Origin of the sequence: Reella acinonychis, assembly GCF_052384575.1 — a bacterium.
GTDB lineage: Bacteria > Pseudomonadota > Gammaproteobacteria > Enterobacterales > Pasteurellaceae > JBQSUQ01.
In genome coordinates, this window is record NZ_JBQSUQ010000015.1 from 69,334 (window position 1) to 93,081 (window position 23,748).

General features: G+C 38.3%; 22 protein-coding genes. 9 read left to right on the top strand and 13 right to left on the bottom strand.

The genetic code is table 11. The features are described from left to right. Positions 1 to 44: 44 nt before the first annotated feature. Both frr and pyrH read right to left on the bottom strand, forming a co-directional pair. Complete coding sequence (gene frr, locus ACT2CV_RS07185; protein WP_464972851.1) at positions 45 to 602, bottom strand: ribosome recycling factor; 558 nt, start codon at positions 600 to 602, stop codon at positions 45 to 47. A 146-nt stretch (positions 603 to 748) separates the two neighbouring features. Continuing rightward, positions 749 to 1,465, bottom strand: a complete 717-nt coding sequence (gene pyrH / locus ACT2CV_RS07190) for a UMP kinase (RefSeq protein ID WP_464972852.1) — start codon at positions 1,463 to 1,465, stop codon at positions 749 to 751. A 139-nt stretch (positions 1,466 to 1,604) separates the two neighbouring features. Here pyrH and ACT2CV_RS07195 point away from each other — a divergent pair, with 139 nt between their 5' ends. After that, positions 1,605 to 3,155: a phosphoethanolamine transferase gene (locus ACT2CV_RS07195; protein WP_464972853.1), complete on the top strand. Its 1,551-nt coding sequence runs from the start codon at positions 1,605 to 1,607 to the stop codon at positions 3,153 to 3,155. Between the two features lie 59 nt (positions 3,156 to 3,214). Here ACT2CV_RS07195 and tsf read toward each other — a convergent pair whose 3' ends face one another. The 8 genes from tsf to lysM form a co-directional block, all read right to left on the bottom strand. Continuing rightward, positions 3,215 to 4,063: a translation elongation factor Ts gene (tsf, locus tag ACT2CV_RS07200; RefSeq protein ID WP_464972854.1), complete on the bottom strand. Its 849-nt coding sequence runs from the start codon at positions 4,061 to 4,063 to the stop codon at positions 3,215 to 3,217. Between the two features lie 144 nt (positions 4,064 to 4,207). Beyond that, on the bottom strand, positions 4,208 to 4,933 hold the full coding sequence (gene rpsB, locus ACT2CV_RS07205) for a 30S ribosomal protein S2 (RefSeq protein WP_464972855.1): 726 nt from the start codon (positions 4,931 to 4,933) through the stop codon (positions 4,208 to 4,210). Positions 4,934 to 5,172: 239 nt separating this feature from the next. Further along, entirely contained in the window at positions 5,173 to 7,047 is a 1,875-nt protein-coding gene (ppiD, locus tag ACT2CV_RS07210; protein ID WP_464972856.1) for a peptidylprolyl isomerase, read from the bottom strand. Positions 7,048 to 7,162: 115 nt separating this feature from the next. After that, positions 7,163 to 9,583 (bottom strand): endopeptidase La, encoded by a 2,421-nt coding sequence (gene lon / locus ACT2CV_RS07215; RefSeq protein WP_464972857.1) that lies wholly within the window; start codon positions 9,581 to 9,583, stop codon positions 7,163 to 7,165. A gap of 118 nt (positions 9,584 to 9,701) precedes the next feature. Further along, positions 9,702 to 10,937, bottom strand: a complete 1,236-nt coding sequence (gene clpX / locus ACT2CV_RS07220; protein WP_464972858.1) for an ATP-dependent protease ATP-binding subunit ClpX — start codon at positions 10,935 to 10,937, stop codon at positions 9,702 to 9,704. Between the two features lie 19 nt (positions 10,938 to 10,956). Then, positions 10,957 to 11,538: an ATP-dependent Clp endopeptidase proteolytic subunit ClpP gene (gene clpP, locus ACT2CV_RS07225; RefSeq protein ID WP_464972859.1), complete on the bottom strand. Its 582-nt coding sequence runs from the start codon at positions 11,536 to 11,538 to the stop codon at positions 10,957 to 10,959. 154 nt (positions 11,539 to 11,692) lie between these two features. Continuing rightward, the gene (tig, locus tag ACT2CV_RS07230; RefSeq protein WP_464972860.1) at positions 11,693 to 12,988 is read right to left on the bottom strand and encodes a trigger factor; all 1,296 of its coding nucleotides are present in this window, start codon (positions 12,986 to 12,988) and stop codon (positions 11,693 to 11,695) included. A gap of 158 nt (positions 12,989 to 13,146) precedes the next feature. Continuing rightward, complete coding sequence (lysM, locus tag ACT2CV_RS07235; RefSeq protein WP_464972861.1) at positions 13,147 to 13,590, bottom strand: peptidoglycan-binding protein LysM; 444 nt, start codon at positions 13,588 to 13,590, stop codon at positions 13,147 to 13,149. A gap of 185 nt (positions 13,591 to 13,775) precedes the next feature. On the opposite strand from lysM, the gene ypfJ reads away from it, so the two are divergent. After that, complete coding sequence (ypfJ, locus tag ACT2CV_RS07240; protein ID WP_464972862.1) at positions 13,776 to 14,618, top strand: KPN_02809 family neutral zinc metallopeptidase; 843 nt, start codon at positions 13,776 to 13,778, stop codon at positions 14,616 to 14,618. A 93-nt stretch (positions 14,619 to 14,711) separates the two neighbouring features. Here the strand turns inward: ypfJ and folB are convergent, their stop codons facing one another. After that, entirely contained in the window at positions 14,712 to 15,068 is a 357-nt protein-coding gene (gene folB, locus ACT2CV_RS07245) for a dihydroneopterin aldolase (protein ID WP_464972863.1), read from the bottom strand. An 87-nt stretch (positions 15,069 to 15,155) separates the two neighbouring features. On the opposite strand from folB, the gene plsY reads away from it, so the two are divergent. Genes plsY through folA form a run of 7 tightly spaced genes read left to right on the top strand, consistent with a single transcriptional unit; the run spans position 15,156 to position 20,306 of the window. Next, positions 15,156 to 15,758, top strand: coding sequence for a glycerol-3-phosphate 1-O-acyltransferase PlsY (plsY, locus tag ACT2CV_RS07250; RefSeq protein WP_464972864.1), 603 nt, complete (start codon positions 15,156 to 15,158; stop codon positions 15,756 to 15,758). Further along, positions 15,755 to 16,825: an endolytic transglycosylase MltG gene (gene mltG / locus ACT2CV_RS07255; protein WP_464972865.1), complete on the top strand. Its 1,071-nt coding sequence runs from the start codon at positions 15,755 to 15,757 to the stop codon at positions 16,823 to 16,825. Before plsY ends, mltG begins: the two co-directional genes overlap by 4 nt. A 1-nt stretch (position 16,826) precedes the next feature. Beyond that, positions 16,827 to 17,462: a dTMP kinase gene (gene tmk / locus ACT2CV_RS07260; protein WP_464972866.1), complete on the top strand. Its 636-nt coding sequence runs from the start codon at positions 16,827 to 16,829 to the stop codon at positions 17,460 to 17,462. A gap of 4 nt (positions 17,463 to 17,466) precedes the next feature. Next, positions 17,467 to 18,447, top strand: coding sequence for a DNA polymerase III subunit delta' (locus ACT2CV_RS07265; RefSeq protein WP_464972867.1), 981 nt, complete (start codon positions 17,467 to 17,469; stop codon positions 18,445 to 18,447). Between the two features lie 24 nt (positions 18,448 to 18,471). Continuing rightward, complete coding sequence (locus ACT2CV_RS07270) at positions 18,472 to 19,254, top strand: TatD family hydrolase (protein ID WP_464972868.1); 783 nt, start codon at positions 18,472 to 18,474, stop codon at positions 19,252 to 19,254. Positions 19,255 to 19,284: 30 nt separating this feature from the next. After that, complete coding sequence (locus tag ACT2CV_RS07275) at positions 19,285 to 19,815, top strand: DUF1523 family protein (protein ID WP_464972869.1); 531 nt, start codon at positions 19,285 to 19,287, stop codon at positions 19,813 to 19,815. Positions 19,816 to 19,817: 2 nt separating this feature from the next. Next, complete coding sequence (folA, locus tag ACT2CV_RS07280) at positions 19,818 to 20,306, top strand: type 3 dihydrofolate reductase (RefSeq protein WP_464972870.1); 489 nt, start codon at positions 19,818 to 19,820, stop codon at positions 20,304 to 20,306. Between the two features lie 27 nt (positions 20,307 to 20,333). On the opposite strand, the gene paeA is transcribed toward folA, so the two are convergent. Then, positions 20,334 to 21,632, bottom strand: coding sequence for a polyamine export protein PaeA (paeA, locus tag ACT2CV_RS07285; RefSeq protein WP_464972871.1), 1,299 nt, complete (start codon positions 21,630 to 21,632; stop codon positions 20,334 to 20,336). 26 nt (positions 21,633 to 21,658) lie between these two features. Next, complete coding sequence (ligA, locus tag ACT2CV_RS07290) at positions 21,659 to 23,680, bottom strand: NAD-dependent DNA ligase LigA (RefSeq protein ID WP_464972872.1); 2,022 nt, start codon at positions 23,678 to 23,680, stop codon at positions 21,659 to 21,661. Positions 23,681 to 23,748: the final 68 nt, after the last annotated feature.

Below are 23,748 nucleotides of genomic sequence, written 5' to 3' on the forward strand. Positions count from 1 at the left end.
CAATGTTTTTATTAAATCACTATACTACAGCGAGTACACTTCAATTAGAAATCCAATAATTCTTTTTCTTTTTCCGCCAATACTGCATCCACTTTCTTCACAAAATCATCTGTGATTTTTTGAATTTCAGCTTCCGCTTTGTGTTGCTCGTTTTCGCTAATTTCTTTGTCTTTTAATAATTGTTTAATTTTGTCATTAGCATCACGACGTACGTTACGGACCGCCACTTTACCTTGCTCGCCTTCGGCTTTCACTAATTTAATTAGATCACGACGACGTTCTTCTGTTAATGGTGGTAATGGAACACGAATGGTTGTCCCTGCTGAAGACGGGTTTAAACCTAAATCAGAAGTTAAAATGGCTTTTTCTACCGCACCAATTAGGCTACGATCAAAAACAGTTACCGCTAATGTGCGTGCATCTTCAGCGACTACGTTCGCTAATTGGCGTAATGGAGTTGCAGCACCATAATAATCCACTTGAATAGCATCTAATAATGAAGGTTGTGCACGACCTGTGCGGATCTTAGAAATATGACCTTTTAACGCCTCAAGACTTTTTTCCATACGATCTTGTGCATCTTTTCTAATTTCATTAATCATTCGTGTATCCTTTAATCTATGTTGAGATAAAAACAATGGAATTGTACTGGATTTTTACATTTTTTTAAATAAAAGATTTAGTTATCAATCCAAACTAAAAGAAAAAGATAAAAAGAAAGGTAAGGTGTCAACCTTACCTCTGATGATTAACCAACAATTGTTGTGCCTTCCGCTTCACCTAAAATCACATTGCGTAATGCGCCAGGTTTACCCATATTAAATACACGAATTGGAATACCATGGTCACGCGCAAGCGTAAATGCGGCTAAATCCATCACTTGTAATTCTTTTTCAATCACTTCTGCAAAGGTTAATTTGTTATATAATTTTGCATCCGGGTTTTTAGCCGGATCGCAATCGTACACGCCATCCACTTTCGTTGCTTTTAAAACAACATCTGCTTCAATTTCAATACCACGTAAACAAGCTGCAGAATCAGTAGTAAAGAAAGGACTCCCCGTCCCTGCAGAGAAAATCACTACGCGACCTTCACGCAACATTTTGATCGCTTCTGACCAGTTATACGTATCGCAAATCCCATTAAGTTGAAACGCAGACATAAGTTTGGCATTCACATCCGCTCGGTGTAATGCATCACGCATAGCTAAACCATTCATTACTGTCGCTAACATCCCCATATGGTCACCAACAACACGATTCATTCCCGCTTTGGCTAATTTTGCACCGCGGAATAAATTACCACCACCAAGAACGACCCCAACTTCAACACCCATTGCTAAAACATCTTTAATTTCTAATGCCATTCGATCCAAAATCGTTGGATCAATACCAAAACCTTCATCGCCTTGTAAAGCTTCACCGCTCAATTTTAATAAAATACGTTTATAAATTGGTTTGCTCATCTCGTTTCCCCTTGAAGTGTTGACATAAAATCCATCGTATTATAATCCAACATTTTTCAACAGGAAATAGGCATAGCAGATCAATTTAAAATTAGGTAAAATTTCACCGCACTTTTTATAACGCAATATGGAAGACGTAATGAAATCCCACAAATTCGGTATAAAACAAATCGTCGCAATGGTTATCTCATTGATATGCCTTTACTTTGCAAGCCAAGGGTTATTGGCTGCGAGCGGTTTTTTCCCACAGCCTGAACAGCAAGCCATTTTTTCATTATCCTTATTGATCATTTTCTTTACTGCCTCAAAAAAACTGTTTTATTGGGTGCTTTTGCCCTTTGTGAGCATGCAAGCATTATATGCACCCGTTGGATTAGTATTTGGGCCGCCCTCTTATCAATATGTCGCCTCAATCTTTGCAACGGACTTACAAGAAAGTAAAGAATTCTTGGCTCAACTTTCTTTCAGTCATATTGCTTATGGTTTTGCTATCATCGGCTTAATACTAGTCTTCCGATTTGTAACACAAAAATTTGCCCTGCATTTTCATAAAAATAAAGTGTTTTTAGCACTTTCTGCGACTATCATGTTACTCAATACCCCCGCACTCAAATTTATTCAGGAAGGCAGTCAATCCATTCTAAAAGTACAACAAGAATTATCACGTCTTAATGGGTTCAGCATTGAAAGCCGTTGGGGGAAATCGACACTCAATCACAGCCAATATGATGATTATGTGTTGATTATTGGTGAAAGCGCTCGACGTGATTATCATCATGCGTATGGCTATCCAATAGAAAATACGCCTTTTATGTCAACAGCAAAAGGCACATTAATTAATGGCTTAGCCTCTGGCGGTACAAACACAATCGCCTCCTTAAAATTAATGCTCACGCAGCCTGATACGCAAAATTGGGAAGGTGATTACAGTTTAAATTTGGTGGATTTAATAAAATCAGCAGGAATAAAAATCTATTGGATTTCTAACCAAGGTTACTTGGGCGATTTTGACACACCAATTTCAGCAATCGCCAATAAAAGTGATGAAAAAATCTTTTTAAAATATGGCGACTCGCTGAATACTAATGTCAGTGATTTCAAATTATTACCTAAATTTGATCAAGTTATCGAACAGCCATTCTCAAGCAAGCGATTTATTGTGTTACACCTTTATGGCTCCCATCCAATAAGCTGTGATCGACTGGATGATTATCCGAAAATTTTTGACGACAACCAAATTGATAATAAATATTTCAATGTGAATTGCTATATTTCTTCCATTAAAAAAACCGATGAGTTACTACAACAAGTGCATCAGCGTTTAGTAAAAAACTATGAAAAAACACACCGCACTTTTTCAATGGTTTATTTTTCTGATCATGGTTTGAAACATGAAATGGATGATAAAACAATCCATATTATGAACAGCAAACAAAGTAAATTACATTTCAATGTTCCACTATTTAAAATTTCTAGTGATGATAATGAACGGAAAGAATATCAAGCCTTCAAGTCAGGGCTAAATTTCACTGCGGGCATTGCACATTGGATAGGAATTCATAACCCATTATTAAAAAACGAAGATTTATTCAGTCCTGAAAATGATCCTGATGATTACGGATTAGCTGAGAAAATTAAGACTATTCCTTCAGAAGAAGATCCTGCAGTAGTCATTCCATTTAAACCATAAAACAAAAAAAACACCTACAATTTCTTGTAGGTGTTTTTTAAATCAATCAGTTTAGATAATTAAGCATTACCAGTGATTTTAGCAACTTCTGCTGCGAAATCTTCTTCCACTTTCTCGATACCTTCACCCACTTCTAAACGGATAAAGTTAGAAACTGAAGTACCTACTGATTTTAAGTAGTCACCCACAGTTTGTGAAGGATCCATAACGAATGCTTGACCCGTTAATGATACTTCACCAGTGAATTTCTTCATACGACCTTCAACCATTTTCTCTGCGATTTCTTTTGGTTTACCAGAGTTGATTGCGATGTCGATTTGAATTTGACGCTCATGAGCAACAACTTCAGCAGAAACATCTTCTGGGTTTACGAATTCTGGTTTAGATGCTGCAACGTGCATTGCTACTTTTTTAAGTTCATCTTCTGAACCAGCACCTGCAACTAACACACCGATTTTCGCACCATGTAAGTATTGTGCAATCACTTGACCATCTAAGTATTGAACACGACGGATTGTCATGTTTTCACCGATTTTAGCAACTAATGCTGCACGTTTTTCTTCAAATTGTGCTGCTAATGTTTCAATTGTGGTGCCTTTGTTTGCTAATGCATAGTCAGCAACTTCATTTGCTAAACCTAAGAAACCTGCATCTTTCGCTACGAAGTCAGTTTCGCAGTTCATTTCAACTAATACGCCAAAACCTGCACCAATACGAGCAAGGATAACACCTTCTGCCGCAATACGACCCGCTTTTTTAGCCGCTTTCGCTTGACCTGATTTACGCATATTGTCGATTGCTAATTCAATATCACCGTTTGCTTCAACTAACGCTTTTTTACATTCCATCATGCCTGCGCCAGTACGCTCACGAAGTTCTTTTACTAATGCTGCTGTGATTTCAGCCATTTTTGTTGTCCTCTAATATTCTTGAATGGAAATACGCTGTTTCAAAATTTAATAAAAAAACACCGCACTTTTGGGAATTTGATATAAAAGCAGGGAACAATTTGCCCCCTGCTGATAATAGGGCTTTCGCCTTATTCAACCTGATTACTCAGCAGATTCTGCTGCGAATTTTTCTTCTACAGCCACTTCAGCTTGGCGACCTTCTTTAACTGCCGCTGCTGCAGCTGTTAAATATAATTGAATCGCGCGAGTTGCATCATCGTTACCAGGGATTAAGAAATCAACGCCATCTGGGCTAGCGTTAGTATCAACTACTGCAAATACTGGAATACCTAGATTGTTTGCTTCTTTTACTGCAATGTGTTCGTAATCTGCACCGATAACGAAAATCGCATCTGGAAGACCTGCCATATCTTTGATACCGCCAAGGCTTAATTCAAGTTTTTGCATTTCACGAGTACGATCTAATGCTTCTTTTTTGGTTAATTTATCAAATGTACCGTCTTGAGATTGAACTTCAAAATCTTTTAAACGTTTGATTGATTGACGAACTGTTTTCCAGTTAGTCAACATACCACCTAACCAACGGTGATTTACATAATATTGTTGACAATCTAATGCTGCTGCTTTAACTGCTTCTGAAGCTGCACGTTTTGTACCAACGAATAAGATTTTACCGTTGTTACTTGCGATACGAGTTAATTCAGCTAATGCTTCATTGAATAATGGAAGCGTTTTTTCTAAGTTAACGATATGAACACCGTTACGAGCACCGAAAATGAATGGTTTCATTTTTGGGTTCCAGTAACGAGTTTGGTGACCGAAATGTACGCCTGCATTAATCATGTCGCGCATTGAAACTTGTGCCATAATATTTTCCTTTTAATTGGGGTTGAGCCTCCACATACCAGCAAACCGACCGTTTGGCACCCCGATTTACTTTTATGATATGTGTGTGTTGTTAATAAATAAAAAATTGTTATTCTGCTAAGACAAAATAACGGGGCATTTTATACCATAAAGTGCGGTTAAAAACTAGCTAATTTTTTATTTTTTACCAAAAAACTAAACCCGCGATTTACGCGGGCTTAGCAAATTTAGATCAACAATTATTCTGCACTTTGATTCATAAATTCATCATTCACTTCAATTTTCGCTTTAGCGCGTAATGATTTCAATAAATTCGCTTGTAAATCAAAGGCTTTACCTTGCATAATCTTCGCTGCAAATTGCTCTTTCGCGGCTTGTTCAACAGCCACATTTTCAATACCATCCAAAGCAATAATAACTACATCACCGCTGTTGGTCTGCGCAACTTGGTAAACATGATGATCTTGCTCAGGTTTCATAGCAAAAATCACGTTATTTAACACAGGATCTTTATTTTGCGCATAAACCCAAGTTTCTTGCTTACCGAAATTAACCCCATCGACTTTCGCTTCTTTATTTGAAGCCAATGATTTCGCCAACTCGTTGGCTTTTGCTAACACAGCCACTTCTGCTTTTTGGCGTTTGAGTAACGTTTCAATTTCCGCTTTAGCTTCATCTAATGTTTTCTTCGCTTGCGGCTTATGCTCTAGAACACGCACCACAATTGAATGTTGTTCTTCCACATTCATTGGCTCTGAATTCATATTGCCTTGTGATACATCGCCATCAAACATAGCATGTACTACATTTGGGAAATTCAGTTCAACCGGAATGTCATCACGAGAGAAATACCCCGTTTCTTTCACTTCCACACCTGCTGCATCTGCCGCTGCTTTTAATGAAGATTGATCTTCAAATGCTTTTTCTGCCGCTTTTTTCTCAATAGTATAGAACTGCGTATGGGTTAAATCTTGACGAACTTGTTGCGCAATTTGCGTTTTCACTTGTTCAAATGGCAAGACTGTTGCCCCTTTACGATCTTTCACTAAAATAATATGGTAACTGCCATCAATTTTTACTGGTGTGCTAAATTTTCCCACTTCCACTAAAATTGCGGCGTCTTCAAAATCTTTTGGTAAATCACCATTGCTAAACCAACCTAATTCACCACCTTTATCTCCTGATAGCTTATCAGTAGATTTCGTTTTCGCTAATTCAGCGAAATCTGCACCATTTTGTAAGGCTTGATAAGCATCTAAAGCATCAGTTTCATTTGCAAACTGAATATGTGCAATATTTTGTTGCCCTTTAGACATAAATTGGCTCTTATTATCTTGATAATATTGCTGAATTTTCGTGTCATCGACTGTAATCGATTTATTAACGATTTCTTTATTTAAATCAAGATATTGTACTTTTACCAATTCAGGCACAATGAAAGCATTGCTATTGGCATCATAATAGGCTTTGATTTCCTGTTCTGACACTTGCTGTTTTGCGATTTCATCTGCTAAAGGCAATTGAGCAAAGCGCACTTTGCGTTGTTGGAAAAATAACTTAGCAAATTCCTCTTGGCTTGTTGGTAATAGAAAGACGGAATTATTCAAACCCGATTGTAATTGCTCAAAACGCAAGGCTTCACGCACATAAGCCGCATACATATCCGCAGTCATATTATTATTGCGCAACACTTGCTGATAAGCTTCATTACTAAATTTGCCATCCATTTGGAACATTGGCGTTCTAACAATTTCTTGCTTAATACGTTCATCACTGACACCCAATTTTAAATCGGTAATATATTGAGTCAGCAATTTTTGTTCAATCATGCGATTTAATACAGAAGCACGAATACCTTTTGTAAATTCAGGTGTATTAGCTACCTCTGCAAATTTTGCCCCTAATAACTGGCTACTACGCTGATATTCATTGTTGTATTGTTGCTGAAATTCCGCTTGAGAGACTTCCTCACCATTAATCTTAACAGCAAAGGTATCTGCGCTACGGCCTAAATAACCATACATCCCCGTAATCACAAAGGATACCCCGATTAATGCTAAGACGGCTTTGGCAATACCACTATTTGATGCGTGGTGCATTTTTTCCATAAACATGGGCACATTCCTAATCTATAAATCTAAAAATTTTGCAAATTATAAACGAAAGTGCGGTGAAAAATCAGCAAGTTTTTAAAACTTCCGTTTTTTCCACCGCACTTAATATTGATGATTAATTCACTGTTGGCGCAATTTTACGGCTTTTACGAGCTCTCACTACTTTAACTGCATTGACCGGTGTCATCTTCACCATTTCCACACCTTCAGGTGGATTTTCTAAAGCAAGACTGAGTACCTCATCAATGGTTTCAACTGCATGAATCGCTAGACCCGCTTTGGCATTATCTGGAATTTCTTCCAAATCTTTCACATTATCTTTTGGAATTAACACCGTTTTAATACCACCACGATAAGCGGCCAATAGTTTTTCTTTTAAACCACCAATTGGCAGCACTTTTCCTCGTAAACTAATCTCACCCGTCATAGCCACATCCGCACGAACTGGGTTTCCAGTTAAACAAGAAACAAGGGCTGTACACATTGCAATACCAGCACTCGGACCATCTTTTGGTGTTGCTCCATCAGGCACATGAATGTGAATATCTCGCTTTTCATGGAAATCAGAAGCAATACCCAATTTCTCCGCACGAGAACGAACAACTGTCATCGCGGCTTGGATACTTTCTTTCATGACATCACCCAATGAGCCAGTATAGGTTAATTTACCTTTACCGATAACAGAAGCGGTTTCAATAGTCAGTAAATCACCGCCTACTTCAGTCCAAGCTAAGCCGGTAACTTCACCAACTCGATTTTGGGTATCCGCCAAGCCGAAATCAAAACGTTTCACGCCCAAATATTCTTGTAAGTTCGCGGAATTGACCACAATAGCTTTCAATTTCTTATTGAGCAGCAGATTTTTTACTGCTTTACGGCAAATTTTAGAAATTTCACGTTCTAATCCACGCACACCGGCTTCACGCGTATAATAACGGATAATATCTAAAATCGCGTTTTCTTCGATGGTTAATTCACCCGCTTTTAAACCATTACGTTCAATTTGTTTGTTCAACAAATGCTGAGTAGCGATATTTAATTTCTCATCTTCGGTATAACCAGCAAGACGAATCACTTCCATACGATCAAGCAACGGCCCTGGAATATTCATGGAATTTGAAGTCGCCACAAACATCACATCAGACAAATCATAATCCACTTCTAAATAATGGTCGTTGAACTTCGTATTTTGTTCAGGATCAAGCACTTCTAATAGGGCAGAAGCCGGGTCTCCTCGATGATCCATCGCCATTTTGTCAATTTCATCTAGCAAGAATAGTGGGTTTTTGACACCTACTTTTGCCATTTTCTGAATTAATTTACCCGGTAATGAACCGATATAGGTTTTACGATGACCTCTGATTTCAGCTTCATCTCGTACCCCACCTAATGCCATACGCACGTATTTACGTCCTGTTGCATTGGCGATAGATTGTCCCAAAGACGTTTTACCCACGCCTGGCGGTCCAACTAAGCACAAAATAGGTCCTTTAATTTTATTTAGACGATTTTGTACCGCGAGATATTCCAAAATACGTTCTTTAACGCGTTCTAAACCATAATGATCTGCATCCAAAACAACCTGAGCCTTGGCTAAATCTTTCTTCACCTTGGTAGTTTTATGCCAAGGAATCTGCAACATCCAATCAATGTAACCACGCACCACTGTCGCTTCTGAAGACATTGGGGACATCATTTTGAGTTTTTTCAGTTCTGATTCAACTTTTTCTTTAGCTTCTTGCGGTAATTTTGCTTCTTCTAACTTTTTATATAATTGATCAATTTCATTTTCATCTGGATTCTCATCTTGATGCCCCAATTCTTTACGAATCGCTTTCATTTGCTCATTGAGGTAATAATCACGCTGCGTTTTTTCCATTTGCTCTTTGACTTTCGCGCGAATACGTTTTTCCACCTGCAATAAGTCATTTTCACTTTCCATTGCACCAAGTAAATATTCAAGTCTGTCAGACACATTCGCACGTTCTAACACTTCTTGTTTGTGACGTAAAGCTAGCGGTAAATGAGCTGCCAAAGTATCAGCAAAACGATCAGGCTCTAAAATAGCCTCCAATGCTTTATAAATTTCAGGCTGAACTTTCTTATTCTGTTTGGCAAAATTATCAAATTCTTTCAACGTCATATCACGCAGAACCAACATTTCTTTTTCATCCGCATAAGTCGTTTCAATTAAATCGACTGTTGCAGAGAAATAGCCTTCATCAGTGATATGTTTCACATTGACACGTTGTTGACCTTCCACTAGCACTTTTACTGTGCCATCTGGCAGTTTTAATAACTGAATAATATTGACCAGCGTACCCACTGAAAAGAGATCTTCAACCTGAGGTTCTTCAATATCAGCTTGTTTTTGAGCAACGAGTAATAATTGCTTTCCATTTTCCATCGCCGCATCTAAGCTACGAATTGATTTATCACGACCAACAAACAATGGCATGACCATGTAAGGAAAAACAACCACATCTCGCAATGGCAAGACGGGGATTTCATGTGTTTCGCTTTTTTTTACACTCATTTTCTTTCTCTATCATTACAAATTCGGGATAATACTAGCCAATATATAGGCAAAAAACTAAACTTCAAGCCTAGAAACCAAAAGTGCGGTTAATTTAACCGCACTTTGTTTTACTCATTTATTTATACAACAAAGTCGGGGCTTTATCTTCGTTGATAACCTTCTCATCCACCACCACTTTGGCTAAATTTTCAATAGAAGGTAAATCATACATGGTGTCTAACAATACTGACTCAACAATCGAACGTAAACCACGAGCACCTGTTTTGCGAGCAAGTGCTTTTTTCGCCATTGCTTGCAATGCTTCTGGCGTAAATTCCAGCTCCACGTCTTCTAAACTAAATAAGGCTTGATATTGTTTAATTAACGCATTTTTTGGCTCTGTTAAAATCTGAATCAATGCCTCTTCATCCAATTCACTCAATGGTGCCACTACAGGCAAACGACCAACAAACTCAGGAATCATACCGAATTTAATCAAATCTTCTGTTTCAATTTGTTTGAATAATTCAGTTAAGCTTAATTCATCCTGTTCGCCTTTAACTTCCGCATCGAAACCAATTCCACTACCAACATGAACGCGTTTTTGTACAATTTTATCTAAGCCGGCGAAAGCACCACCGCAAATAAATAAAATTTTCGATGTATCAACACGTAACATATCTTGTTGTGGATGTTTGCGTCCACCTTGCGGAGGTACAGAAGCAACGGTACCTTCAATTAATTTTAATAAAGCTTGCTGAACACCTTCACCTGATACATCACGCGTAATCGATGGATTTTCAGATTTACGCGTAATCTTATCAATTTCATCAATGTAAATAATGCCTTGCTCTGCTTTTTCGGTATCGTAATCACAATTTTGCAATAATTTCTGAATGACATTCTCAACGTCTTCACCCACATAGCCAGCTTCTGTTAATGTAGTCGCATCCGCCATTGCAAAAGGAACATTCAACATTCTTGCCAAAGTCTGTGCTAAAAGGGTTTTACCGCTTCCTGTTGGACCAATTAATAACACATTACTTTTACTTAATTCCACTTCATCGGTTTGATGATTTGAACGTAAGCGTTTGTAATGGTTATATAAGGCAACTGCCATCACCTTTTTCGCATAATCTTGACCAATTACATAATCATCTAAATTCGCGCGAATTTCATGTGGTGTAGGTAATTTTGTCTCAACAACCTCTGCTTCCGTTTCTTCTACTTCTTCCGCTTCTTGTTGTAATAAGCTATGGCAAAGCTCAATACAATCACCACAAATATAACCTGATGTTCCTGCAATTAATTTCCCCACTTCATCCTGTGATTTACCACAAAATGAACAATGGGTTTCGTTTTCATTCGCCATTTTATCTTCCCATTTCTGATTAGCGTTTCACTAATACGCTATCGACTAAACCGTAATTTTTCGCTTCTTCTGCAGACATAAAATTATCTCTATCCGTATCACGTTCAATTCGCTCAATCGCTTGTCCTGTATGGAAGGCTAAGCGTTCATTTAATGTCTGTTTGATTTTTAGAATTTCTTGCGCATGAATTTGGATATCTGATGCTTGACCACGAAAACCGCCTAATGGTTGATGAATCATCACGCGCGCATGAGGCAATGCTGCACGTTTACCTGCTGTACCACCCGCTAATAAAAAAGCGCCCATTGAACAAGCTTGACCAATACAAAGCGTACGCACATCAGGTTTAATAAATTGCATGGTGTCATAAATCGCCATGCCCGCAGTTACTGAACCACCAGGGCTATTAATATAAATATTAATGTCTTTATCTGGATTTTCAGACTCAAGGAATAATAACTGCGCAACAATTAAATTTGCCATACGGTCTTCAACTTCACCGCTTAAAAAGATCACACGCTCTTTTAATAAACGTGAATAAATGTCATAAGAACGCTCCCCTCTTGAAGTCTGTTCTACGACCATAGGAATGACTGACATAATGTCCCCCCATAAATTCATTTTCATCATAACCGAGCTATTCTACCCGAAAACTCAGGTTTTACCTAAATATAAAACAAAAGTGCGGTCTATTTTGGGCGAGTTTTAAAACATCGCAAAATATAACCGCACTTTAATGTTAATAAATAAAAGATTAAGCTTGTGGATTCATGATCTCATCGAAAGATGAAGCTTTTTCTGTAACTTGCGCTTTTGCAAGTACAGCTTCAACCGCTTGCTCTTCTAATACAACGTTACGAAGATTATTCATTAACTCGTTGTTTTTACCATAGTATTCAACAACTTCTGCAGGTTGCTCATAAGCTGAAGCGATTTCTTCGATCATTGCTTTAACGCGATCTTCATCTGCTTTTAATTCATTTGATGCAATGACTTCAGAGAATAACAAGCCAACTAATACGCGACGTTTCGCTTGCTCTTCAAATAATTCGCGTGGTAATTGTGCAGCTTGTTGAGCATTACCACCAAAACGTTGTGCAGCTTGACCACGTAATACTTCAATTTCTTGTTCTACTGCAGCTGTTGGTACATCAATTTGGTTTTCAGCGATTAAGCCTTCAATAACTTGTTGCTTCACACGTGCAACAAGAGCGTTTTTCAATTCACGTTGCATATTTTTACGAATTTCTACACGTAAATCTTCAACTGTTTTTGTATTTGGACCAAATTTTGCTACAAATTCATCTGTTAATTCAGGTAACACTTGGTTTTCAACTTTTTTCAAGGTAATAGCAAATTTAGCTGCTTTACCTTTTAAGTTTTCAGAATGATATTCAGCAGGGAAAGTCACATCAATATCAAATTGTTCGCCAGCTTTATGACCAACGATACCTTCTTCAAAACCAGGAATCATACGACCTTGTCCCATCGCTAATGCGAAGTCAGTCGCTTTACCACCTTCAAATTCTTCGCCATCTACTGAACCAACAAAGTCAATAGTTACACGATCATCTGCTTTTGCAGCTTCTTGAGTTTCAGCCCAAGTTGATTGTTGTTTACGTAATACATTTACCATGTTATCAACATCAGCATCTGTAATTTCAACAACTGGTTTCTCAACTTTAATGTTTTCTAAACCTTGTAATTTAACTTCTGGATAAACTTCAAATGTTGCGGTAAATACTAAATCTTTACCATCTTCAAAGCTTTCAACCGCAAATGTTGGACGACCCGCTAAATTTACTTTTTCTTTGAACATTAAATCAAAGAAATGGCGAGGTAATAAATCATTTAACACATCTTGACGAATTGATGCACCAAAGCGTTTTTCTACGATTTGCGCAGGCACTTTACCTTTACGGAAACCATCAACGCGTACATTTTTTGCTGCACGTTTTAATTCTTCACGCACTGCAGTTGTTACTGTTTCTGCTGGGACAGTAATGCTAACACGACGCTCTAAACCTTGAGTTGTTTCAATAGTTGACATTGTTCTTTTCCTTTAATATTGAATGAAAAACCCAGCAAACGCTGAATTTAGATAAAAATAAACTGGCAAATTATAGCGAAAGATTATAATTCAGTCGAGGAAAATTTTAGCGATAAAAAATCCCGCTGAATACGGGATTTTTAATATAAAACGAAAAATTAAAGTGCTTTCGGTAAACGAATTTTTTGACCAGGGAAAATTTTATTTTCGTCTTTGATCACTTCTTTATTTGCTTCAACGATAGCTTTGTATTTAGTACCGTTACCATATGCTTTCTCAGCAATCGCCCATAAAGTATCGCCTTTTTGAATCACGTAGAATTCTTCTTCCGTTGCTAAGGTTTCACCATTTGCAATGGTTACTGCATCAACATTTACGCTTTCAACACCTTCAACATTACCCGCCATTAAAATTGCTTTTTCTAGCGCTTGTGCAGAAGCTGCTGTACCACTAATTTTTGCTACACCATTTTCAACAGTTACAGATACATTTTCGATACCTGGATTGTCTTCAGCAATATGTTTTGTTATTGCTTTTGAAGGATCATCATCCTTACCAAATAATTTTCTGCCAATACTACCCACAAAATCAAATAAACCCATTTGTTTTTTCCTTTTAAAAGATGAATCAAAATATGAACCAGTTTATCATTGCTAATAAACTGGGTCTAAAATAACGAAATATCATCACAATGTCTATAAAATCTTGTAAAAATTTCACCGCACTTTTTGCAATTTTCGAGTACAATAGGCAACAAATTTATTACATCACATAAAGGAAAAAAATTATGCGTTGGCAAGGCAGACAACAGAGTTCAAATGTGGAAGATCGTCGTTCTTCCGGTGGTATGCGAATGGGCGGAGGACGTAAAACAGGTATCCTTGGCTTTATTATATTATTGGTAGGCGCTTATTATGGGGTTGACCTCTCAGGCTTAGTGGGCGGAGAATTGCCGGGGTTTAGTTCTGTGACACAATCCTCGTCCAAACTTTCAGAAAAAGATGAACAAATGCTGAATGAGCTTTCTCGCGTAGTATTGCGCGATACTGAAGTCACTTGGCAAAATTACTTTGCCCAACAAGGACAACGTTATATAGCACCAACAATGGTGCTTTATACGGGCTCCACTCGTACCGCTTGTGGTAATGGATTAGCGGCAATGGGACCATTTTACTGCCCGAGTGATAACAAAGTGTATTTAGATCTGTCTTTCTATGCGGATATGAAAAATAAATTGGGGGCAGCCGGTGATACCGCTTTTGCTTATGTGATTGCGCATGAAGTGGGGCACCACGTCCAAAATTTGATGGGCATTTTGCCTAAAGTACATATGTTACAACAACAAAACCGCGCGCAAGCCAACCAGTTATCTGTTCGAGCTGAATTACAAGCTGACTGCTTCGCTGGCGTTTGGGGGCATCAAGCTTCAAAACAAGGATTATTTGAACAAGGTGATCTTGAAGAAGCCTTTAATGCGGCAGAAGCGGTTGGTGATGACCGTTTACAAAAACGCAGCCAAGGTTATGCAGTCCCTGACAGTTTTACCCATGGCACCTCTGCTCAGCGTTTAGAATGGTTCCGTCGCGGATTACAAACAGGCAATCCAGCACAATGTAATACTTTTAATTAAGAAACGAATAAGTTGAAAAAATCCCCAATTTTATATTAAGAAAATTGGGGATTTTTATTTTTATCTCAAAGTGCGGTGAATTTTTCACGCGTTTTATAAATCACCACGTTGCACAATGACACCCACATTTTTTGCTTGTGGTACTGCAGTTGGTTTGCTTAGTTTTAGGCGCAAAGCTTGCAACTTAAATTGGTTTTGTAGCTGATCAGCCACTTCATAAGCCACACGTTCAATTAATAAAAACGGTTGAGACTGCACATAATCAATAATAAATTGGCTGACTTCAGCATAATTTAAACAATATTTTACATCATCGCTGCGTGCCGCTTGTTCGCAATCCCACGCCATTTCAATATCAAATATTAACTTTTGTTTAATTTGTTGCTCCCAATCATAAACGCCAATTTGTGCAAATACCGTTAATCCTTCAATAAAAATCCGATCAGTCATTTTCCATCCCTTTTTAATAAAATACTATTGGCTTAATCCTATCAAGTTTAGGTAGAATAGTCATAGTTTTTTATTGAGAGATGCACAATGAGCTTATTTTCCCTTTTTTATATGTTGCTCACCTATTTATTAGGTTCTATCTCTGGTGCAATTGTCATTTGTCGCTTAAAAGGTCTCCCAGATCCTCGTGAAGAAGGTTCACAAAACCCAGGTGCGACAAATGTTTTACGCCTTGGTGGACGCTGGGCAGCCTTATTTGTGCTACTGTTTGATATTATCAAAGGCATGGCGCCCGTTTGGATTGGTTATTATTTAGGCTTAACCCATTTTCAACTTGGCATGGTTGCATTAGCGGCTTGTTTAGGTCACATCTTCCCTGTATTTTTTAAATTCCGGGGCGGAAAAGGCGTAGCAACTGCCTTTGGTGCTATCGCACCTATTGCTTGGGGGGTTGCTGGTACAATGGTTGGTACTTGGTTGATTGTTTTTTTAATCAGCGGTTATTCCTCATTAAGCGCCGTTGTTGCTGCATTGCTCACACCATTTTATGTATGGTGGTTTAAACCTGAGTTTACTTTCCCGGTAGCATTAGTGTGCTGTTTATTGATTTATCGCCACCATTCAAATATTCAACGCTTATGGCGTGGCCAAGAAGACAAAGTTTGGTCGAAATTTAAGAAATTACCATGAAGAAACTACTCTCTTTTTTTGCAATCATTTTAATTATTTGTGCAGCAGTTGGATTTTGGGGTTATCAACAAATTCAGCAGGTTATTGCACAGTCTATTGAAGTAAAACAAGATCAATTAATTACCATTGAACGAGGTACAACTGGGCAAAAACTGGTGACATTATTGCAACAGGAATTTCAAATTCAGCAAGCTAACTGGTTACCATGGGCGCTAAAATTAAATCCTCAACTCAATAAAATTAAAGCGGGTACTTACGCTTTAAACAATGTGCAAACACTGAGTGATTTGTTGAAAGTGCTTAATGAAGGCAAAGAAGCACAATTTGCCATTCGTTTTGGCGAAGGTGAAACTTGGCAACAAGTACAAAAATCCCTTGAAAATGCACCGCACTTAAAGCACGAATTTGATTATCAATCATCACGCATGAATGCCAACGTGCTTGAATACTTTTCTAATACGGATAAACTGATTCCTGCCTTCAGTAAATCTATCGCGGAATATCAGAATATTGATGGCTGGGTTTATCCTGATACCTATCATTACACGCCAAATTCTAGCGACAAGGCGCTCCTTAAACGAGCTATCGAGCGTACAAGCAAAGTCCTAGAAAATGCTTGGCAAAATAGAGATAAAGATCTGCCATTAAATAATCCCTATGAAATGCTCATTTTGGCTTCTATTGTAGAGAAAGAAAGCGCTTTACAAGCAGAACGCAGCCGTATTGCTGGCGTATTTGTTAATCGCTTAAAAGCTAAAATTAAACTACAAACGGATCCAACAGTGATTTATGGCATGGGCGATAATTATAATGGCAATATTCGTAAAAAAGATTTAGAAACACCAACACCATATAATACTTATATTATTGATGGATTACCGCCAACGCCGATTGCCAATCCAAGCGAGAGTGCAATTTTAGCGGTGGCACACCCTGAAAAACATGATTTTATTTATTTTGTGGCAGATGGTACGGGTGGACACAAATTTAGTCGCACCCTAAATGAACATAATAAAGCAGTGCAAGAATATTTACGTTGGTACCGCGAAAACAATAAGAAAAAATAATATGAACGGAAAATTTATCGTCTTAGAAGGCTTAGAAGGTGCTGGCAAAACCACTGCTCGCGAAGCTGTTATTGAACAATTACATCAACTTGGCATTACGAATTTAGTATTTACTCGCGAGCCTGGTGGCACGCCCTTAGCAGAAAAATTGCGCCAATTAATTAAGCATGAAATGGAAGAACCCGTTAGCGACAAAGCAGAATTATTAATGCTTTACGCAGCACGTATTCAATTGGTTGAAAATGTGATCAAGCCTGCACTTGCTGAAGGGAAATGGGTTATCGGTGATAGACATGATATGTCATCCCAAGCTTACCAAGGCGGTGGTCGTCAGCTCGATTTGGCATTATTGAATAATCTAAAACAAACGGTACTTGGCGAGTTTGAACCCGATTTTACCCTTTATTTAGATATCGATCCTGCAATTGGATTAGCTCGAGCCAGAGGACGTGGCGAATTGGATCGCATTGAGCAACAAAACTTAGATTTTTTCCACCGCACTCGTCAACGTTATCTTGAATTAGTGGAAAACAATCCCAAAGCTGCCATCATCAATGCAGAGCAGCCAATTGAACAAGTCACTGCAGATATAAAAAGTGCGGTGCAAAAATTCGTGATTTCTCAACAGGAAAGTTAACATAATGGCAATGCTTTATCCTTGGCTTACTCCTATTTATCAGCAAGTAACCTCCGCTTTTGCACAAGGGCATGGTCATCATGCGTTGCTGTTTCGGACGGAGCAAGGATTAGGCATTGAACAGTTAATCAGCGCACTTAGCCAGTTCCTACTTTGTACCGAACCCCATGCACCTTGCGACAATTGTCATAGTTGCAACTTAGCTAAATCAGGCAATCATCCTGATTATCATGTGCTTGCACCTATTGATAACAAGGATATCGGTGTTGATCAAGTGCGTGATATTAATGAAAAAGTACAGCAATTTGCTCAACAAAATGGCAACAAAGTAGTGTTTATCCAAGGCGTTGAACGCCTTACTGAAGCTGCCTCAAACGCACTATTAAAGACATTAGAAGAGCCTCGCCCTCAAACCTATTTTTTACTACAAGCAGATTTAACTTCAGCTCTCATGCCGACAATTTATAGCCGTTGCCAAGTGCGAGTCATTCCTTCGCCTGATACCGATGTTGCAATGGAATGGTTGCAATCACAATATCAAGCAGAAACAGAACAAATTTCAACCGCACTTTGTATTAACTATGGACGTCCCTTATTAGCGCTAAATTGTTTAGAACAAGGTTTACTAGAAAAAAGACGCGAATTTATGCGTGCTTTTTGGTTATATTACCAACGTAAATCGCCATTGGAGCTGTTACCATTATTTGATAAAACGTTAATCTTTCATCAAATTGATTGGATTGCCTCTTTTATTAGTGACGCTTTAAAAGACAAACTGGGAATTCAAACGGGTTGGATTAATGCGGATCTCATCAAAGGCGTCCAACAATTCAGCCAGAAACAGCAAGCAGAAAGCTTATTAAAAGCCAATCAAATTATGCAAAAAGTGCGGTCTGATTTAAGCGAAATTAATGCCGTCAACCAAGAATTAATCTTGCTTGATGGATTAACGCGTCTCATCACCGAGGTTTTCACTCAAAACTAATTAATTATTTTATAAAGGAATTTTATGTTTATCGTTGACAGTCATTGTCATTTAGATGCTCTAGATTACGACAATCTACACAAAGATATAGATGATGTTGTTGAAAAAGCCAAAGCGCGCGACGTTCAACATTTGCTCACCATTGGCGTTACCCTCAGCCGATTTGAAAAACAGCGAGATGCTCTTGCACATCGCCAAGATATTTCCTTTGCTTGTGGCGTTCATCCTCTTGATTTAGAAGATGAACCCTATGATCAAGCCCGCTTAATCAAATTGGCACAACATCCTAAAGTCGTTTCCATTGGCGAAATTGGTTTGGATTATTATTACAGTGCAGATAATAAAGAGCTGCAGCAACAGATTTTTGCCAGCCAAATTGATGTGGCAAATCAATTAAATAAACCTGTCATTATCCACACAAGAGCTGCTGGCGATGATACTATTCAGATTTTGCAAGATAATCAGGCTGAAAAGTGCGGTGGAGTGATTCATTGTTTTACGGAAACCATGGAATTCGCAAAAAAAGCCTTAGACTTAGATTTTTATATTTCTTTTTCCGGCATTGTGACGTTCAAAAATGCCGAAGAAATTCGTGAAGTGGCTCGCTATGTGCCGCTAGATCGTTTGCTTGTTGAAACAGATAGCCCTTATTTAGCGCCCGTACCTTATCGTGGCAAACAAAATCAACCAGCATATACGCGTGAAGTTTGTGAATATGTTGCTAGCTTGAAAGGATTGTCATTAGAAGAATTTGCACAAATCAGCAGCCAAAATTTTGAGCGTTTATTTAAAATTAACGTGCTATAATCGGGCAAACTAGATTTAAAAGGACAAATTATGCGCAAAATTATCAAATATTTTTTATTATTTATCGTATTTGCATTCCATACCGTTCTCTTTGCTGGCATTAACTTTATTTTTCCGCAATATGAAGTAACTAAAGTCATCAACACTGACGTTAAACGTATGGATAAAGATGGATTAATTACAAAAGCCAACCCTGCTGACAATCTCACCACAAGAGATGTTTACTTTATTAACACCAAACGCCCAGAAGAAACGCAACCGATGGTGTATCGCAATGAAGATACACGCTGGGGTTTTCCATTCTATTTCAAATTTGAATCAGCCAATTTACAAGCCAAAGCGCAAGATTTTGCTGAACGTCAAAGCTGGGTCGAAATGAAATATTATGGCTGGCGCTTAACCATGTTTGATGAATTCCGCAATGTTGTGTCGATCAAAGAAATTGCCTCACCAGATGAGAAATCGCACCCTGTTCTAAGTTATATTTTCTATTTCTTAGGATTGATTACCCTATTTTTATCAATCCAATTTATTCGCGGTTGGTTTGATAGCGAGGCTTAACCATGTCGTTTAGCATAATTGTTGCAGCAACGAAAAATTGGGTTATTGGCAAAGATAATCAAATGCCATGGCATTTGCCTGCTGACTTAGCTTGGTTTAGACAAAACACTCAAGGCAAACCAGTGATTATGGGCAGAAAGACTTTTGAAAGTATTGGTCGCCCATTGCCAAAACGCACAAATATTGTGCTATCACGCCAAGAATTTGTACATGAAGGGGTTATTTGGCAGCCTGATTTTGAAAGTGCGGTCAATTTTGTCAAAGATTCTGCAGAAATTATGCTTATTGGCGGCGGTCAGCTGTTCAAACAATATTTACCACAGGCAAGCAAGCTTTATTTCACGCAAATTCAAACAGAAATTGACGGCGATACTTTTTTTCCTGAATTAAATTGGGATGAATGGCAAATTGAATTTGAGCAATATCGCCCTGCGGACGAGAATAATGCTTACGACTGCCGTTTCTTAATTTTGACACGCAAAGAAAAATAGAAAAAGCAGGTTAAACCTGCTTTTTTGTTAATCCTCTTTCAAATCTTTACGCAGAGAAACCATCAACTGATCAATTTTGAAATTCTCTGTATCAATGATCTCAAATTTGTATTTATCATATAACACAAAATCGGTTTTCTTCGGAATTTTTCGCAACATATACATCATAAAACCACCGATAGTCTCATAATTTTCTGCTGCGGGGAATTCCACAATATCTAAGGCGCGCATCACATCTTCTAGAGGCGTAATACCGTCGATTAACCAAGAATCTTCATCTCGACGTACAATTTGTTCTTCTTCATTGGAAACCAATTCGCCCATCACAATGCTCATCACATCATTTAAGGTGACAATCCCTACAACTAACGCATATTCATTGATGATTAAGGCAAAATCTTCCCCTGTGGATTTAAAAAGTTCTAACACTTCATACAAAGACAACGTATCTGGCACAAACAAGGCCTTGCGTAATAAACGGTTATCCGTTAGCGATACATCGTTGCCGTTTAAATAGCAAGTCAACAAAGTATGAGATTCCACATAACCTAAGATTTTATCCAAGCCACCATCACAAATTGGTAATTTGGAATGAGAATCTTGCACTAAAGTATTTAATACATCCTGACGCGAAAAAGTGCGGTCTAAAAATACGATATTTTCACGCGTCGTCATGGTAGAAGTGACAGTTCTGGACTGCATATCAAAAATATTTTCGATAAGATATTGCTCTTGTGCCTTCAACACACCAGATTCAGCACCAGCCTCAACTAACGCCACAATATCTTCCGAAGTCATATTTTCTTCTCGTACCGTAGAAATGCGGAATAAACGAAAAACTAAATTTGCAATGCTATCAATAAACCACACCAATGGTTTAAAAATAAAAATACAGAATTGCATAATGCTAACAGTTTTAATCGCAATCTTCTCTGGATAGGTCATGGCTAAGCGTTTAGGAATAAGATCCGCCACCAAAATAAAAAGGAAAGTCACGACAGTAAATGCTAACCAAGACGCTGCACTATCAACCCAATCCGCTTGCCAATATTGTTGCAAGAATTGCGATAAATAAGGATTAATCGCACTTTCCCCAATCATACCACCGAGGATCGCCACCATATTTAAGCCAATTTGCACTACAGTAATAAAACGCCCTGGTTTTTGTTGTAACTTCAGCACCTCTTCCGCTTTCTGATTTCCTTCATTAGCTAAGGTTTGTAACTTTATTTTACGCGCACCCGCCAAGGAAATTTCCGCAGAAGAAATCACCGCACTAATAACAATTAGTCCGAAAATAATTAAAATTGCTTCAAATAATCCCATAAAAATATCCTAATTTTCACCGCACTTTAGGCAGAATATTGTTGAACAAAGTCTAAGAAACGCCCTTCATCCCACACTTCGATCCCTAATTCTTGTGCTTTACTTAATTTTGAACCGGCAGCCTCACCAGCAATCACTAAATCTGTTTTCGCAGATACACTACCGCTCACTTTACAACCAAAAGATTGCAATAATTCTTTCGCTTCAGAACGCCCCATTTTTGTTAAGGTTCCCGTTAAAACAACGGTTTTATTTAACAATGGATTTTGCTGCGTTTCTTTGACTTCCACATCATCCCAATGCACCCCTTGCGCAATGAGATCATTCACCACCGCTAAATTATGTTCCTCACGCCAGAAGACATAAATATGATTTGCAACAACTTGCCCAACGTCTGGCACCGCTTGTAATTGTTCAATATCAGCCTGCTGAAGCGCGGTTAAATTTTTGAAGAAATTCGCTAAATTCAATGCGGTTGCTTCGCCAACTTCACGAATACCTAAAGCAAAAATAAAACGAGCAAGCGTAGTTTTCTTCGATTTATCCAAACTATCCAAGGCATTTTGTGCTGATTTTTGCCCCATCCGTTCCAAACGCATAAGGGCAAACAAATCCAATTTGAATAAATCTGCAGGCGTGTGAATAAGTTCTCGCTCTACTAATTGTTCAATCAATTTGGCGCCCACACCATCAATATCCATAGCTTTACGAGAAACAAAATGCTTGAGAGATTCTTTACGTTGCGCATCACAAAATAAACCGCCAGTACAACGCGCAACGGCTTCTCCTTCAATACGCACAACAGCGGAATCACAAACAGGGCAATGGGTTGGGAATTGGATTTTTTTCGCATCCGCGGGGCGACGTTCATGCACAACACCAACAATTTGAGGAATCACATCGCCAGCTCGACGAATAATGACCGTATCGCCAATGGCAATATCCAAACGCTCAATTTCATCGCCATTATGTAAGGTTGCATTGCTTACAGTTACACCCGCAACAAAAACAGGCTCTAATTTCGCCACTGGCGTTATTGCCCCTGTTCGTCCCACTTGGAATTCAACGTCATTTAGTACAGTCATTTCCTCCTGCGCAGGGAATTTGTAGGCAATAGCCCAACGTGGCGCTTTTGAAATAAATCCCAATTCCTGTTGTAACGCAATATCATTGATTTTTAACACCGTACCATCAATGTCATAACCTAACGTTGGGCGTTTTTGCTGAATAGTGCGGTAGAAATTCAAGACATTTTCAACACCATCACACAATTGAATTTCGTTATTTACAGGAATTCCTAATGATTTTAACCACTGCAAACGCTCATACTGGGTATTTGGCAATTCAACCCCTTCCGCTACACCAATACTGTAAGCATTTAATTGTAATGGACGCAGACTGGTAATGCGAGGGTCTAACTGACGTAATGATCCTGCTGCTGCATTACGCGGATTCGCAAATGTTTTTTCCCCTTTACTTAAGGCTTGTTGGTTTAATTTTTCAAACCCAGCCTGCGGCATAAAGACCTCGCCCCGCACCTCTAAACGTATAGGCGGATTATCGGTGAGAAGCTGTAATGGAATATTGCGGATCGTACGAATATTAGCAGTAATATCTTCTCCAGTCGTACCATCTCCCCTCGTTGCTGCCTGAGTTAAAATACCATTAACATATAAAATACTTACAGCCAAACCATCTAATTTTGGCTCACAACAAAATGCTAATGTTTTAGTTTGCCCCGACAAACGCTCCTGAATACGTTTCACGAAAGCATGGAAATCTTCATCAGAAAACGCATTGTCTAAAGAAAGCATGGGAATTTCATGGGTGATTTGTGCAAAGTTCGTTAATGGTTTGGCACCAACTCGTTGCGTAGGCGAATTTTCCGTAATTAATTCAGGATGTTGTTGTTCTAAATGCTTTAATTGATGGAAAAGTCGATCATACTCGCTATCAGGAATTTTAGGATCATCTAAAACATGGTATTGATATTCATGATAACGAAGTTGTTCACGCAATGAAGCAATTTGTTGAGCTATATCTGTCATTCTTTTTCCTAAACTTGAATAAATAAACCGCACTTTAAATTAAAGTGCGGTTAAATTTTGGCTTATTT

Coding starts and splice junctions, on each gene's coding strand:
- folB (WP_464972863.1), bottom strand. CDS start 15,068: ATGACTGATCGGATTTTTATTGAAGGATTAACGGTATTTGCACAAATT.
- lysM (WP_464972861.1), bottom strand. CDS start 13,590: ATGGGTTTATTTGATTTTGTGGGTAGTATTGGCAGAAAATTATTTGGT.
- tsf (WP_464972854.1), bottom strand. CDS start 4,063: ATGGCTGAAATCACAGCAGCATTAGTAAAAGAACTTCGTGAGCGTACT.
- pyrH (WP_464972852.1), bottom strand. CDS start 1,465: ATGAGCAAACCAATTTATAAACGTATTTTATTAAAATTGAGCGGTGAA.
- folA (WP_464972870.1), top strand. CDS start 19,818: ATGTCGTTTAGCATAATTGTTGCAGCAACGAAAAATTGGGTTATTGGC.
- ACT2CV_RS07275 (WP_464972869.1), top strand. CDS start 19,285: ATGCGCAAAATTATCAAATATTTTTTATTATTTATCGTATTTGCATTC.
- ligA (WP_464972872.1), bottom strand. CDS start 23,680: ATGACAGATATAGCTCAACAAATTGCTTCATTGCGTGAACAACTTCGT.
- ACT2CV_RS07270 (WP_464972868.1), top strand. CDS start 18,472: ATGTTTATCGTTGACAGTCATTGTCATTTAGATGCTCTAGATTACGAC.
- rpsB (WP_464972855.1), bottom strand. CDS start 4,933: ATGGCACAAGTTTCAATGCGCGACATGATTAATGCAGGCGTACATTTC.
- ppiD (WP_464972856.1), bottom strand. CDS start 7,047: ATGTTTATGGAAAAAATGCACCACGCATCAAATAGTGGTATTGCCAAA.
- tmk (WP_464972866.1), top strand. CDS start 16,827: ATGAACGGAAAATTTATCGTCTTAGAAGGCTTAGAAGGTGCTGGCAAA.
- lon (WP_464972857.1), bottom strand. CDS start 9,583: ATGAGTGTAAAAAAAAGCGAAACACATGAAATCCCCGTCTTGCCATTG.
- mltG (WP_464972865.1), top strand. CDS start 15,755: ATGAAGAAACTACTCTCTTTTTTTGCAATCATTTTAATTATTTGTGCA.
- plsY (WP_464972864.1), top strand. CDS start 15,156: ATGAGCTTATTTTCCCTTTTTTATATGTTGCTCACCTATTTATTAGGT.
- ACT2CV_RS07195 (WP_464972853.1), top strand. CDS start 1,605: ATGAAATCCCACAAATTCGGTATAAAACAAATCGTCGCAATGGTTATC.
- tig (WP_464972860.1), bottom strand. CDS start 12,988: ATGTCAACTATTGAAACAACTCAAGGTTTAGAGCGTCGTGTTAGCATT.
- paeA (WP_464972871.1), bottom strand. CDS start 21,632: ATGGGATTATTTGAAGCAATTTTAATTATTTTCGGACTAATTGTTATT.
- clpP (WP_464972859.1), bottom strand. CDS start 11,538: ATGTCAGTCATTCCTATGGTCGTAGAACAGACTTCAAGAGGGGAGCGT.
- ypfJ (WP_464972862.1), top strand. CDS start 13,776: ATGCGTTGGCAAGGCAGACAACAGAGTTCAAATGTGGAAGATCGTCGT.
- frr (WP_464972851.1), bottom strand. CDS start 602: ATGATTAATGAAATTAGAAAAGATGCACAAGATCGTATGGAAAAAAGT.
- ACT2CV_RS07265 (WP_464972867.1), top strand. CDS start 17,467: ATGGCAATGCTTTATCCTTGGCTTACTCCTATTTATCAGCAAGTAACC.
- clpX (WP_464972858.1), bottom strand. CDS start 10,937: ATGGCGAATGAAAACGAAACCCATTGTTCATTTTGTGGTAAATCACAG.